Raw genomic sequence first — 13,098 nt, forward strand, 5'->3', positions numbered from 1 at the left:
CCCTCCGCCGCCGCCCGCGGGGTCGGGGGTGGTGGGGGGGGGGGGCAATTTTCTGCCCCCCCCCCCCCCTGGGCGCCCCCCCCCGGGCGTCGGTGACACGGGGGCCGGGCTGGGGGGCGGCGGCGCCCCGTCCGCCCCACCCCGCCCGTACCACGGCCCCACCCGGGCCCGCGGGGACTTCCTGCGACCCAAGGAGTGACTCCCTCCAGCAATGGACGGATCGTCCGGTAGTACCTGCGCCGCCCCTTCCCCGGAGGCGGCGGCCTCATGACCACCCCCCTGCTGCTCCTCGCGGCGGCCTTCCTCCTCATCCTCGCCAACGGCTTCTTCGTGGCAGCCGAATTCGGGCTCGTCACGGTGGAGAAACCCGACGCCGAACGAGCCGCCGCCGAGGGCGACCGACGCGCCCGTACCGTCGTCGAAGCCCTGCGCGAACTCTCCTTCCAGCTCTCCGGCACCCAGCTCGGCATCACCCTCACCTCCCTGGTGGTGGGCATGCTCGCCGAACCCGCCCTCGCCCAGCTGCTCGCCGGACCGCTCACCGCCACCGGGCTGCCCGCGGGGGCCGTCTCCGGCGTCGCCGTCGTCATCGGCATGCTGCTGGCGTCCGCCGTCCAGATGATCGTCGGCGAACTCGTGCCCAAGAACTGGGCGGTCTCCCGGCCGCTCCAGGTGGCCCGCTTCGTCGCCGGACCGCAGGCCCGCTTCGCGGCCCTCCTGCGACCGGTGATCACCCTCCTCAACGCCCTGGCCAACCGGCTGGTGCGCCTCTTCGGGGTCGAGCCCACCGACGAACTGGCGTCCGCCCGCACCCCGGGCGAACTGGTCTCCCTGGCCCGGCACTCCGCCGAGGCCGGGGCCCTGGAGCAGGACACCGCCGACCTCTTCGTCCGGACCCTCTCGCTGGCCGGCCTCACAGCCCAGCACGTCATGACCCCCCGGGTGAAGGTCAGCGCCCTGCACTCCTCCGCGACCGCCGAGGACGTCCTCAACCTCACCCGCGCCACCGGCCTCTCCCGCTTCCCGGTCTACCGGGACCGCATCGACGAGGTCATCGGCATGGTCCACCTCAAGGACGCCCTCGCCGTCCCCGCCCACGAGCGCCTGCGCACCCCGGCCGGCCGGATCGCCGTCGCCCCGCTCCTGGTGCCCGGCACCCTGCCGGTGGAACACCTGCTGCGGCGGCTGCGCCACGAACAGCCGATTGCCGTGGTCGTCGACGAGTACGGCGGCACTGCCGGCGTCGTCACGCTGGAGGACATCATCGAGGAGCTCGTCGGCGAGGTCCGCGACGAGCACGACGCCGAGGGCGACGGCCGCCCCGAACTGACCGCCGCCACCGGCGAGGACGGCCGCCCCGCATGGGACGCCGAGGGCAGCTGCCGGGTCCACACCCTGCGCCGCGGCGGCCTGGACGTCCCCGACGGACCGTACGAGACCGTCGCCGGGCTCGTCGCGGAACTCCTGGGCCGCATCCCCGCCCCCGGCGACCGGGCCGAACTCCCGGGCTGGCGGATCACCGTCCGCCAGGTCGGCCACAACCGCGCCGAACGGGTCCGCTTCACCCGGACGTCCGAACCGCAGCCGGACCCGGCCGCACGACGCTGTCTGCCGAAGGCGTCCGGGCAGAGCACGCCCGACGCATCCGCGCACGCCCTGCTGGAGGCCGCGCGATGAGCCTGCTCCAACTCCTCCTCGCCGCCCTCCTCGTGCTGGCGAACGGGTTCTTCGTCGGCGCGGAGTTCGCCCTCGTCTCGGTCCGCCGCAGCCAGATCGAACCGCTGGCCGCCAAGGGTTCCGGCCGGGCCCGCACGGTCCTGCACGGCCTGGAGAACCTCCCGCAGATGATGGCCGCCGCCCAGTTCGGCATCACCGTCTGCTCCCTCACCCTCGGAGCCGTCGCCGAGCCGACCGTCGCCCACCTCCTGGAGCCGGTCTTCCACGCGGCGCACCTCCCCGAGGGGCTCGTCCACCCCCTCGGCTTCGCCCTCGCGCTCATGACCGTGGTCGTCCTGCACCTGGTCATCGGCGAGATGGTCCCGAAGAACCTCGCGATGGCCGCGCCCGAGCGGACCGCGCTCTGGCTCAGCCCCGGCCTGGTCGCCTTCGCCCGGCTCTGCCGCCCGGTCACCACCGCGCTCGGAGCCTGCGCCGGTCTGGTGCTCAGGCTCTTCGGCGTAGAGCCGAAGGACGAGGTGGAGGCCGTCTTCACCAGCGAGCAGCTCAACCGGCTCGTGGAGGACTCCGGGCAGGCCGGCCTCCTCGGGCCGGAGGCCGCGACACGCCTGGAGGACGCCCTCGAACTGGGCAGCAGGCCCGTCGCCGACGTCCTGCTGGAGCGGGCGTCCCTGGTCACCGTCGACCCCTCGGTGACCCCGCGCCGGATCGAGGAGCTGACGGTACGCACCGGCTTCTCCCGCTTCCCGGTCTGCGCCGAGGGCGGCGGCCCCTTCATGGGCTACCTCCACGTCAAGGACGTCCTGGAGCTGGAGGGCGCCGACCGTGCGGTCCCGCAGCAGATCTGGCGTCCGATGGCGACCGTACGGGCCGAACTCCCTCTGGACGACGCCCTGACCGTGATGCGCCGCGCCGCGACGCACCTGGCGCAGGTCGCCGACGCCTCGGGCCGGATTCTCGGCCTGGTCGCCATGGAGGACGTCCTGGAGACACTGGTGGGGGAGGTACACGACCCGGCCCACCGGCCGGTGTCGCTGCCCCGCCGCACGGTGGACGTGCCGAGGACGCCGGAACTCCCGACGCCCGGGGCCCTCGTGCACTGACGTGGGGGCGCGCCGGGGAGCCGATGCCCCCGGCGCGGCCTCACACCGCGCCCGGCTCCTGCTTGCCCCGGCCCACCGGACCGCGCCCCGACAGCACCTCGCCGTACGCCTGCATCAGGTCCGGCAGCCGCAGCGTCGACAGGTCCTCCCGGGTCAGTCCGCCCGTATAGCCGGAGAGCCGCAGATCCCGGTAGGCGCAGCTCTTCTCGTACAGCGTCCGCAGGAAACGGCCGTTGCCCAGCTCGTCGATCCACCCCTGGTCCACCACATGGCCGCTGATGGACCGCAGCTCGTCGACCGCCTCCTCGTCCCACACATCGTCGTTCTCGGCGGCCAGGACGCTCCCGATCGCGGTGAGTTCGAGCGGCCGGTAGCTGGGGAAGTCGACCCGGCTGGTGAAGCGGGAGGAAAGGCCCGGGTTGGTGGCGAGGAGGCGGTCCATGCCCTCCGGGTAACCCGCGAGGATGACGACGAGATGGTCCCGGTTGTCCTCGGCCCGCTTGAGCAGCACCTGCAACGCCTCGTCGCCGTACGCGTCGCCCTTGCTGTAACCGGAGTTGGCCAGGCTGTACGCCTCGTCGACGAACAGCACCCCGCCGAGCGCCGAGTCGATCAGCTCGTTCGCCTTCACCGCCGTCTGGCCCAGGAACTCCCCGACCAGATCGGATCGTTGGGCCTCGACCAGATGGTCGCCGCCGAGCAGCCCGAGAGCGTAGAAGACCCGGCCCAGGATGCGGGCCACCGTGGTCTTGCCGGTGCCGGAGGGCCCGGAGAAGACGAAATGGCGCTTCGGCGGCTGCACGGGGAGACCCTGCTCGGCCCGCAGCCGGGCCATGTTCAACTGCGCCGAGAGCGCCTTGACCTGCCGCTTGACCGGCTCCAGGCCGACCATCCGCTCCAGTTGCGCCAGCGCCTCGGCCAGCAGCGCGGGATCGCTGGGCCCGGCCGGGAAGGGCGGCGGCTTCCGCGTCTTGGTGCGGCGGGAGCCCTCGACCGGTACGGGCGGACCGGGGAGCGGATCGTCGCCGAGCAGCCCCGCCTCGCCCACCGGCCAGGACTCGCGCCCGTCCACCAGATCGGTGCCGAGCAGCGCGTCGCCCTCCGGTTGCGCCTCCGCCGCCGAGCCCCCCGAACCGAAACCGGTCAGGGTCACCGCGGCCAGATCCGCCGACTCGTCGTACCCGTCGCCCTCCACGAGCGCCGCCAGCCGGGCGGAGGTGTCCATGAACGCCGGGTCCACCCGGTGCACCGCCCGGTACAGCGGCAGGGCCGCCGCGCCGCGCCCGGTGCCCTCGTGGGCCCGCGCAAGCCAGTAGCGGAGCTCCTTGCGCTGCGGCTGCTCGCTGCGGCAGCGCATCAGCGCGGCCGACAGCAGCGGCTCCGCCTGCCCGAACATCTCCAGCCGCACCCGGGCCATCCCGCCGAACAGACCCGCCTCGATGCCCAGCATCGGATCGTCGACGAGCTGCTCGGTACAGCGCACCAACTGCTCCCAGTCCTTGACCAGATACGAGCGGCAGGCGTGCAGGAACCGCACCTGCGGGTCCGCGTCCACCGGCGGCAGTCCGGCCAACGCCCGGTCCAGCTCGGGCACATGGCGGCCGTCCAGCCAGTGCGAGGCGTGGGCCAGCAGCAGATCGCGCGGGCTCTCCAGCACCGGCTGCACCCACCAGCCCAGCCAGTACCAGGAGTTGAGCGTACGGCGGTGGCGTGCGCGCTGTTCGCCGAAGCGGTTGCGGTGCCGGTACATGCGTAACAGCGCCGTGGTGGTGTCGATCCGCAGTGCGTGAAGGCCGAGCCAGCCGTCCGCCATGCCGGGATCGAACCGCACCGCGGCTCTGAACTCCTCCTCGGCCTCCGGGTAGGCGCCCATCGTGTAGGCGTCCATGCCACGCAGCCAGGCGAGGTCGGCGGGGGCCCCAGCGCCCTGTGTGCCGATGTCCATCAGGTCCCCCACAAACCGTGCCCCCAGGATGTCCCGCCCGCACAGCATGCCCACCGGAGCGTGCTGAATCACGGCGTGGAGGAAGGGAATTGACCACACCGAGGTGCATCGTACCCGCGCACAGGGGGAGGGGCCGCTCAACGGCCGACCCTCAGGAGTGGTCACCGAGGGTGAGCGAATCGCTCTGCGTAGTTGCCTGAGCGGTGCGGCAAGCGCAGAGCGAAGCCCCCGATCACGGGGGAACAACCGGGGGCTTCGCGTCCGCGGGGGCTCCGAAAAGCCGCACAATGAGAACGTAAGACCAGTAAGGCTCGCCGGTCAAGCGGAGTTGAGGCTCTTCTGAGCTCATTTCCGACTGCTCAGTATGGCGCGGTGCCCTGGCTACGGTATGTGATGTTCCGGTTCGCTCCCGCTGTCGCGCGGGGCCCCGGCAGCCACGCGTACCCCTCGGGCAACTGGCGTACCAGCGCGTCGGCGTACGGCCGGGAGGGATCTTCGGCGAAGTGCCGCGCCTCTGCGAGCGTCCACCCGTCCCAGAACCCGGTGAGCCCGGCCCCGTCCCGGCGTCGGCCCCGCTCCCAGGACGTCTCCCGGTCCAGCTCCATCCAGCACAGCGCCGCCAGCCACGGCCGCACCTCCCGGCGTCCCGCGCCGACCCCCTCCACCAGCACCACCGGGGCCGGCTCCAGGCTCCGCGCCGGCCCGAAGCGGCGCTCCGTCCAGTCGTACGGGAAACAGCGGGCGTGCTCGCCGCGCGAGAGCGGCTCGAGCACCTGCTCCCGCAGCCGCCCCGTCCAGCCGAACAGCTCCTCGTGCGTGGCGAGATCGTCCAGGCGGAGGACCGGCGCGCCGCCCAGCGCCGTAGCGAGGCGGGCGGCGAAGGTGCTCTTGCCCGAACCTGCGTGCCCGTCGACCGCGACGAGCCGGACCGGCCCGCAGGAGGGGGGCAGTGCGGCGAGGTCATCGGCGTGGCGGGCCAGGTCGTCCATGGCTCCAGGGTACGTTCCGGCACGGGGCCGCCCCCGGGGAGTGGCTCGTGCCACCGCAGGTCACGCCAGTGGTCCAGACCCATATTGGTCCGTCGGCGGCTGCCGAACCGCTGGCCCGATCCGCCCCGGAACCGGGATAGTTGGCGCACCGAACGGCATCCGCAAGACCACCTTCCGCATCCGACCGGGGGTCACGACATGACCAGTCCGACTTCGCGCAGAACCGTTCTGACCGCCGCGATCGCCGCGGCGCCAGCCGCCGGCACGGTGGCCTCCGCCGCCACCGCGACGGCCGCCGCGTCCTCGTCCACCGCCCCGTCCTCGCCCGCCGGCTCCTCCGCCGCCCCGAAGGCCCTCGTGGACAACCGCTTCTGGCACACCTACACCGACTGGCGCTGCGGCGACGGCGACGGCACCCGGATCCTGCCCGGCCCCCGCCCCGGCCTGGTGATCGCCGCCCCGGCCGGCCGGATCGACCACACCGACCCGCACACCGGCCGGACGGCCGCCTGGGACTACGCCACCTGGACCTCACCCGTCCACCGCTCCACGGTCCCCGCCACCGAGGTGATCGCCTCCTGGAACGCCCGTACGCCGGCCGGCACCTGGATCCAGATCGAGCTGAGCGGCGGGTACGCGGACGGCACGGCGACCCCCTGGTTCGTGATGGGCCGCTGGGCGGCGGGCGACGGCGACATCCGCCGCACCTCCGTGGACGACCAGGGCGACCCGCACAGCACCGTGTGGACGGACACCCTCTCGGTCGACGACCCGGCGAGCGGGGTGCGCCTGGTCTCCTACCGGCTGCGGCTCACGCTGTACCGCACCCCGGGCAGCCGCCTCACCCCGACCGTCTGGCGGGTCGGCGCGATGGCCTCCGACGTGCCCGACCGGTTCACCGTCCCGGCGAGCACCCCCGGGCCCGCCCGCGAACTGCCCGTGCCCCGCTACTCGCAGAACATCCACATCGGGCAGTACCCCGAGTACGACAACGGCGGCGAGGCGTGGTGCAGCCCCACGTCCTCCCAGATGATCATCGAGTGGTGGGGCCGGAAGCCCACCGCCGAAGACCTCGCCTGGGTCAAGCCCGGCCTGCCCGACCCCCAGGTCTGCCACGCGGCCCGCAACACCTACGACTACCAGTACGCGGGCTGCGGCAACTGGCCGTTCAACGCCGCCTACGCCGCCACGTACCGCGACATGAACGCCGTCGTCACCCGGCTCGGCTCGCTCACCGACGTGGAGCGGCTGGTCCGCGCCGGAATCCCCGTCATCACCTCACAGTCCTTCCTGAAGGAGGAGCTGACCGGCGCCGGCTACGGCACGGCGGGCCACCTGATGACCGTCGTCGGCTTCACCCCCGAGGGCGACGTCATCGCGAACGACCCCGCGTCGCCGGACAACGAGGCGGTACGCCGGGTCTACCGGCGGCGCGAGTGGGAGAACATCTGGCTCAGGACCAAGCGCTACGACGCCGAGGGGAAGGTCAGAAGCGGGACGGGCGGCGTCTGCTACGTGTACTGGCCCGAGCGGCCGACGCCGAGCCGGCAACGGGTGCTGAGGTCGCTCGGTCTGCTGTGAGCCGGCCCGCTTCGCGCGGTGCGACGGAGCGGGCGGCGCACAGCTGGAGAAGGTCAAAGGTGTCGTCGCCCGCGAAGCGTTGGGCGGGGAAGACTCATGGGGCCGGATACCGGCGGGGTGGCGGCGTCGACAGTCGCCCCCACCCCGCCCGGCACCTCAGGCGGTACGTCGTCGGCGCACCGCCCCCACCACCGCGTCGACCACCAGGAACCCGGCCAGGGTCACCCCGAGGACCGGCAGCGCCCAGCCCAGGGCGGCCACGGCCGGGATGCCCAGGACGAGGACCGGCAGCGGGATCCGCCGCCATGCCCCGCGCTCCGGGGCCCTGCCGACCTTCGCCGGCCGGTCCGCCCGGGTGGGCCGGCGCTGCCACCACATGCGGTAACCCCAGACGATCACCGCGGTCAGCCCGAGCGCGATGAGTGCCAGCACGATCTGGTTGGCCACCCCGAACAGCACGCCCATGTGCCCCTGCACCCCGAGCTTGCTGAGCTTGTTCAGGGCCGGGTGATCGGCCCAGCGGGTGCGGGAGGTGATCTCGCCGCTCGCGGTGTCCACGGCCACCCGGTCGTAATGCACCGGCCAGGTGTTGTCGGTCTGCGCCACGACCCACGCGCTCGCCGCGTCCGCCGGAGGCGTTACCTCCACGATCCCGCCGAGACCCGCCCCCCGCGCCGCCTTCAGGGCCGCGTCGAAGTCGGCCGGGCCGGCGTCGGCCGTCGCTGCGCCGGAACCGCCGTGCCCGGCATGCTCCGAGTGGTCCTCGGCGGGGGCCTCGGCGCCCGGGAGTGCCGTGTCCAGAGCCGGGGCGTTGCCGTTCGCCGCGTCCAGCAGCCGGCCGAACCGCTCGCCGCCGTAGTTCGACCAGGTGAGGCCCGTGGCGCTCAGGAACAGCAGCCCCAGCGCCAGCCACACCCCGGTCGCCGCGTGCCAGCTGCGGGTCCGCCGTACCCCCTTGGCCGTACGGTCCGGAAGCAGCACGCCCCGGGCCGACCTGGCGCGCCGGCCGCGGGCGCGCCCGAGCCACAGCACCAGGCCGCCCACGACGGCCACCCAGAGCCAGCTCGCGGCGACCTCGGAGTACAGCCGGCCGGTCTCGCCGAGGTGGAGATTGCGGTGCAGGTCGTCGAGCCAGGTGGTGAGCGGCGTCGACCCGAACCAGGTCGTCAACTCGCCCCGCACCTCGGCGGTGTACGGGTCGACGAACACCGTGCGCTGGTTCTCGCCCAGCTCCGGCACCGCGAGCACGACCCGGGTGGTGTCCTCGGGGCCCGGCGGAGTGATCACCGAAGCCAGCGTGCCCTCGGGGTACGCCGTCCTGGCGGCCGCGATCTGCTCGGACAGCGGACGCACCTCGTCCCCGACCCGCTCGCCCCGGAGCTGGTCGCCGTACACCAGCCGGTCGAGCTGGGGCGTCAGCGTGTAGGCCAGCCCGGTCAGCGCGGCCACCAGCAGGAAGGGGGCGACGAGTACACCGGCGTAGAAGTGCAGCCGGACCAGGAGGTGCCGCACCTCCGCCCAGGAGCGGGCCGTGCCCCGCGCCGGGGTGCCGGGCTCCCCGGAGGCCGGGTCGGCCGCGGGGGTGTCGGTCGGATCGTGGTCGTGTTGCGGTATTTCTTCGGTTCTGGGGGACATGGATGCTCCTCGGAGGGCAGACGGTGGCGGACGCGCGCGCGACGGCTCCCGCACGCATGCCTGGCGGACGCCGGTCGCTTCCGGCGTCGGGGCAGGGTGGGGAGGAGGTCAGGCCGGGGCCGCCGCAGGCGGCCCGCGCCGGGACCGGGACCGGGCGAGGAGCGCCCCGATCCGGATCCGCACCACCACCGGCGGCACGAGGCGAGCCCGGGGCGGGCCGGAGCGCGACGCGAGGGGTGAGCAGCGCCCCGAGGCGTCGCAGCACCCGCTCCCCGTACAGCACGCAGAGGGCCGACCCGAACGTGGCCGCCGCGTGGGCCAGGGTCATCCCGGCGTCCATGGCATGTCCCGCGCCCGCGTCCATGGCGTGCCCGGCGTGCCCGGCTGGCATGTGGTGCCCGTGCCGGGAGGCCGTCGCGGGGTGCGGGTTCCCGCCGGAGGCCGGGAGGAGGTGGAACGCGTGGTGCAGGGCGAACTGCGTCCCGCCGAGCACCAGCACCACGGCGTCGAACCGGCGACGCCCGCCGGACAGCCGCCCGCCGGACAGCCGCCCGCCGGACAGCAGGGCGCCCTCCACGGTCAGGGCGAGGAACAGGAGCGCGAGCACCCCCGCGCCGGGCAGCCGTCCACCGGCCGCGACATGACTCGCGGCTCCGAAGGACAGGCACGCCGAGCCGCAGAGCAGGCCCCTGGCCGCTCGCCTCGGCAAGCCGCCCGGTGCACGCATGGACACAAGGTAGCCAGCCCCTGCGCGAGGCTCGGCGGGGGGCCCGCCCCTGGGGACGGTGCCGCGGTCTCTTCCCATGGGGCAGTAGTCGGCCGGATGGCCGAAAAAGTTCCCGTACGTGTCACGCGTCGGGGGCCTCAGCCCCCGTGCTTCTCCCCGGCGGCCACGGCGGCCCGCTCCAGCCGCTCCCGGTGGCCCGCCCAGTACGCCGCGTCGCCCGGCGGTACGGCGTCGTTGTTCCGGTTCATCCCGACGGCCCCGTCGATGAGTTCGCGCAGGATGTCCGCGTGCCCGGCGTGCCGGTGCGTATCGCCGGTCACGCGGACGACGGCGTGGAGCAGCGTCACATCGTCGCGGCCGGCGGGCCACCAGGGCACCCGGCCGACCGTGTCCAGCTCCAGCGCGTCCAGCGTCGCGTCCGCGTGCGCCCACGCCCGGCGGTAGAGGCCCACGATCTGCTCGCGCGACTCGTCGGCGGTGGCCCACATGTCGGCGTTCGCCTCGGCGCCCTCGGCGACCCAGGGCAGCGCTTCGCCGGACGGCCGTCCGAAGGTGTCGCCCAGGTAGCCGAGTTCGACGCTCGCCACATGCTTGACCAGGCCCAGCAGGTTGGTTCCGGTGGGGGTGAGCGGGCGGCGGATGTCGTACTCGGAGAGCCCTTCGAGCTTCCAGAGGAGGGCGTCGCGGGCGTTCTGCAGGTAGCGGCGGAGAATATCCTTGGGGTCCGATGCGTTCATGGGCCCAGTCTGCCGCTCGCCCCCTGCGGTGATCATCGGTTTTCCGCCGACTGCGCCCCGGTGGAGGGCGGGTGGACATGGCGGATGCCTGGCAGTGGGACGACCTGCTGTTCGCGGGGACGGCGGGCTACTACCGGCGCGGCCGACTGCCCTACGCCCCCGGGCTCGCGGACGCGCTCGCCGGAGCGCTGGAGCTCGACGGCACCGGACGCCTCATCGACGTGGGCTGCGGACCGGGCACCCTGGCCCTGGAGCTGTCCCATCTGTTCGCCGAGGTCGTCGGGGTGGACCCGGACGGGGAGATGGTCGCCGAGGGCGAGCGCGGCGCGGCTGCCCGGGGGCTGACCGACCGGACCCGGTGGGTACGGGCCCGGGCCGAGGAACTGCCCGCGGGGCTGGGGACGTTCACCGTCGCCGCGTTCGGCCAGTCCTTCCACTGGATGGACCAGGAGCTGGTGGCGGGGCTGGTACGGGACATGCTCCGGCCCGGCGGGGTCCTGGTCCACGTGTCGGACCTGAAGGGGGAGGTCCGGACCGTCGAGGGCCTGCCGTATCCGGCGGTGCCGTACGAGGCGGTGGGCGACCTGGTCAAGGAGTACCTGGGCCCGGTGCGGCGGGCCGAGCGGGGCGTCCTCCCGCAGGGCACGCGCGGGGGCGAGGCGGGGGTGCTGGCCCGGGCGGGGTTCCACGGGCCCGAGCGGCTCGTCGTGCCCGGCGGGCAGGCGCTGGAGCGGACGGCCGACGACGTGGTCGCGTGGGCCTTCTCGATGTCGTCCTCGGCCCCGCACCTGTTCGGTGAGCGCCGCGACGCCTTCGAGGCGGATCTGCGGCGGCTCCTGGCGGCCGCCGCCCCGGCGGGCCGGTTCTCCGAGCGCGGGCCGGGCACCGAGATCCACCTCTGGCACACGGACCGCACGGACCCCGCCTGAAACGTCAGAGGGTGTGGCGTCGCCCACAGCGCGCTCCGGCCCGCACCACCGGCCCCCGCCCGATTCCCGTGCCGTACCGGGGGAGCGGCGGGCCCTCGGCCGCTCGGGCGGCCCCGGGCCGTGACCGGGATCTCGTTCTGTACGGGCCGGGGCGCTGGCACGCTGGTCGGGTCACCCAGGGGGCGGGGCCCCTGCCGCAGCCGTACGAAGAGCGAGACACTCATGACCGCGACCAGCGCCGCAGCACACGCCCACCACGCCCGCCGTGCCCGCACCGGCGGCCCCGGGGACGGCTCGAAGCTGATGGAACACATCGCCGGCTGGGCCTTCGTGGTCGTGTTCGCGATGCTCGTCACCCAGCTCGGCCTGCTGTAACGGCCGGAAACGGGGGGGGGGGGGGGGGGGGGGGGGGGGGCCCCCCCCCCCCCCCCCCCCCCCCCCCCCCGTCGCGGTCGGTCAGCCGATCGCCTTGATCAGCTCGCCGTTCCCGGTGTCACCGCTCAGCTCCCAGAAGAACGTGCCGCCCAGGCCCTGCTCGTTCTTGTAGGTCATCTTGGTGCCGATGGTCTCCGGTGTGTCGTAGCTCCACCAGTTGTTCCCGCAGTGTGCGTACGCCGTGCCCGCGACCTTGCCCGTGGCCGGGCAGCTGTCCTTGAGGACCTTGTAGTCCTCGATGCCCGCCTCGTACGTGCCCGGCGCGGCCCCCGTCGCGCTGCCGCCCGGCTCGGCCTGCGTGACGCCACTCCAGCCGCGGCCGTAGAAGCCGATGCCCAGCAGCAGCTTCTCCGAGGGGATGCCCAGCGACTTCAGCTTGGAGATCGCGGCGTCGGAGTTGAAGCCCTCCGTCGGGATGCCCGGGTAGGAGGTCAGCGGGGAGTGCGGGGCCGTCGGGCCCTGCGCCGCGAACGCGCCGAAGAAGTCGTACGTCATCGGCAAATACCAGTCGAGATGCTGCGCCGCCCCCGCGTAGTCCACCGCGTCGATCTTGCCGCCGTCGGAGCCGTCCGCCGTGATCGCCGAGGTGATCAGGTTGTCGTTCCCGAAGGCCTTGCGCAGCTCGCCCAGCAGGTTGCCGTACGCGTCGCGGCCGCTGGTGTCACAGGTGAGCCCGCAGGCGTTGGGGTACTCCCAGTCGATGTCGATGCCGTCGAAGACATCGGCCCAGCGGGGGTCCTCCACCAGGTCGTAGCAGGACTTCGCGAACGCGGCAGGGTTCTGCGCGGCCTCACCGAAGCCGCCGGACCAGCTCCAGCCGCCGAAGGACCAGAGGACCTTGAGGTCGGGGTGGAGCTTCTTCAGCTTGCGCAACTGGTTGAAGTTGCCGCGCAGTTCCTGGTCCCAGGCGTCCGCGACCCCGTCCACCGACTCCTCGGCGGTGTAGGCCTTCTCGTGGTCGGCGTAGGAGTCGCCGATCTGGCACTTGCCGCCGGTCACGTTGCCGAAGGCGTAGTTGATGTGGGTCAGCTTGTCCGCGGAACCCGACGTCTCGATGTTCTTGACGTGGTAATCGCGGTCGTAAGTGCCCCAGTTGGTGAAGTAACCGATCACCTTGTCGCCCGCGGCGGCCGTGGGGGCGGCCCCCTTCGGGGTGGCGGCGGCCGGCTGTGCGGCGGGGGTCGCGCCGGCCGGGGACATGCCCGCGACGCCGAGCAGAGTGGCGCCGAGGGCCGCCGTACAGGCGGCCGCGGCGAGCCGCCCCCAGACGGGGCGGGGGCCCGGGACCATTAACATAGGTGCAACAGCGGGGGGGGGGGGTGTACGGGGGGGGTGAATGT

At 73.6% G+C, this 13,098-nt stretch carries 10 protein-coding genes; 5 read left to right on the forward strand and 5 right to left on the reverse strand.

Annotated features, from left to right (window positions below; genetic code table 11):
* Positions 1 to 267: 267 nt before the first annotated feature.
* Both JS521_RS22910 and JS521_RS22915 read left to right on the forward strand, forming a co-directional pair.
* Positions 268 to 1,677 (forward strand): hemolysin family protein, encoded by a 1,410-nt coding sequence (locus JS521_RS22910; RefSeq protein ID WP_239487690.1) that lies wholly within the window; start codon positions 268 to 270, stop codon positions 1,675 to 1,677.
* A complete protein-coding gene (locus JS521_RS22915) occupies positions 1,674 to 2,780 on the forward strand; it encodes a hemolysin family protein (RefSeq protein ID WP_205084823.1) in 1,107 nt (368 codons plus the stop codon). Before JS521_RS22910 ends, JS521_RS22915 begins: the two co-directional genes overlap by 4 nt.
* A gap of 40 nt (positions 2,781 to 2,820) precedes the next feature.
* On the opposite strand, the gene JS521_RS22920 is transcribed toward JS521_RS22915, so the two are convergent.
* Together JS521_RS22920 and JS521_RS22925 are read right to left on the reverse strand one after the other, a co-directional pair.
* Positions 2,821 to 4,725, reverse strand: a complete 1,905-nt coding sequence (locus tag JS521_RS22920; protein ID WP_205084824.1) for an AAA family ATPase — start codon at positions 4,723 to 4,725, stop codon at positions 2,821 to 2,823.
* Between the two features lie 359 nt (positions 4,726 to 5,084).
* Positions 5,085 to 5,714, reverse strand: coding sequence for a uridine kinase family protein (locus tag JS521_RS22925; protein WP_205084825.1), 630 nt, complete (start codon positions 5,712 to 5,714; stop codon positions 5,085 to 5,087).
* A 198-nt stretch (positions 5,715 to 5,912) separates the two neighbouring features.
* Here JS521_RS22925 and JS521_RS22930 point away from each other — a divergent pair, with 198 nt between their 5' ends.
* Positions 5,913 to 7,295: a C39 family peptidase gene (locus tag JS521_RS22930; RefSeq protein WP_205084826.1), complete on the forward strand. Its 1,383-nt coding sequence runs from the start codon at positions 5,913 to 5,915 to the stop codon at positions 7,293 to 7,295.
* A 156-nt stretch (positions 7,296 to 7,451) separates the two neighbouring features.
* Here JS521_RS22930 and JS521_RS22935 read toward each other — a convergent pair whose 3' ends face one another.
* On the reverse strand, positions 7,452 to 8,930 hold the full coding sequence (locus tag JS521_RS22935) for a PepSY-associated TM helix domain-containing protein (protein WP_205084827.1): 1,479 nt from the start codon (positions 8,928 to 8,930) through the stop codon (positions 7,452 to 7,454).
* 864 nt (positions 8,931 to 9,794) lie between these two features.
* Positions 9,795 to 10,394: a DinB family protein gene (locus tag JS521_RS22940; protein ID WP_205084828.1), complete on the reverse strand. Its 600-nt coding sequence runs from the start codon at positions 10,392 to 10,394 to the stop codon at positions 9,795 to 9,797.
* A gap of 77 nt (positions 10,395 to 10,471) precedes the next feature.
* Between JS521_RS22940 and JS521_RS22945 the strand changes: the two genes are divergently transcribed.
* Both JS521_RS22945 and JS521_RS22950 read left to right on the forward strand, forming a co-directional pair.
* Positions 10,472 to 11,323, forward strand: a complete 852-nt coding sequence (locus tag JS521_RS22945; RefSeq protein ID WP_205084836.1) for a class I SAM-dependent methyltransferase — start codon at positions 10,472 to 10,474, stop codon at positions 11,321 to 11,323.
* 222 nt (positions 11,324 to 11,545) lie between these two features.
* Positions 11,546 to 11,698, forward strand: coding sequence for an SCO1431 family membrane protein (locus JS521_RS22950; RefSeq protein ID WP_205084829.1), 153 nt, complete (start codon positions 11,546 to 11,548; stop codon positions 11,696 to 11,698).
* A gap of 81 nt (positions 11,699 to 11,779) precedes the next feature.
* On the opposite strand, the gene JS521_RS22955 is transcribed toward JS521_RS22950, so the two are convergent.
* Positions 11,780 to 13,054: a glycoside hydrolase family 18 protein gene (locus JS521_RS22955; protein WP_205084830.1), complete on the reverse strand. Its 1,275-nt coding sequence runs from the start codon at positions 13,052 to 13,054 to the stop codon at positions 11,780 to 11,782.
* Between the last annotated feature and the right edge of the window lie 44 nt (positions 13,055 to 13,098).

Origin of the sequence: Streptomyces durocortorensis (assembly GCF_016901035.1) — a bacterium.
In the GTDB taxonomy this organism is placed as follows: Bacteria; Actinomycetota; Actinomycetes; order Streptomycetales; family Streptomycetaceae; genus Streptomyces; species Streptomyces durocortorensis.

Bases quoted from the DNA above. Each gene is read 5' to 3' on its own strand.
- JS521_RS22925 (WP_205084825.1), bottom strand. From the start codon at position 5,714: ATGGACGACCTGGCCCGCCACGCCGATGACCTCGCCGCACTGCCCCCC.
- JS521_RS22955 (WP_205084830.1), bottom strand. From the start codon at position 13,054: ATGTTAATGGTCCCGGGCCCCCGCCCCGTCTGGGGGCGGCTCGCCGCG.
- JS521_RS22910 (WP_239487690.1), top strand. From the start codon at position 268: ATGACCACCCCCCTGCTGCTCCTCGCGGCGGCCTTCCTCCTCATCCTC.
- JS521_RS22915 (WP_205084823.1), top strand. From the start codon at position 1,674: ATGAGCCTGCTCCAACTCCTCCTCGCCGCCCTCCTCGTGCTGGCGAAC.
- JS521_RS22935 (WP_205084827.1), bottom strand. From the start codon at position 8,930: ATGTCCCCCAGAACCGAAGAAATACCGCAACACGACCACGATCCGACC.
- JS521_RS22950 (WP_205084829.1), top strand. From the start codon at position 11,546: ATGACCGCGACCAGCGCCGCAGCACACGCCCACCACGCCCGCCGTGCC.
- JS521_RS22930 (WP_205084826.1), top strand. From the start codon at position 5,913: ATGACCAGTCCGACTTCGCGCAGAACCGTTCTGACCGCCGCGATCGCC.
- JS521_RS22940 (WP_205084828.1), bottom strand. From the start codon at position 10,394: ATGAACGCATCGGACCCCAAGGATATTCTCCGCCGCTACCTGCAGAAC.
- JS521_RS22920 (WP_205084824.1), bottom strand. From the start codon at position 4,725: ATGGACATCGGCACACAGGGCGCTGGGGCCCCCGCCGACCTCGCCTGG.
- JS521_RS22945 (WP_205084836.1), top strand. From the start codon at position 10,472: ATGGCGGATGCCTGGCAGTGGGACGACCTGCTGTTCGCGGGGACGGCG.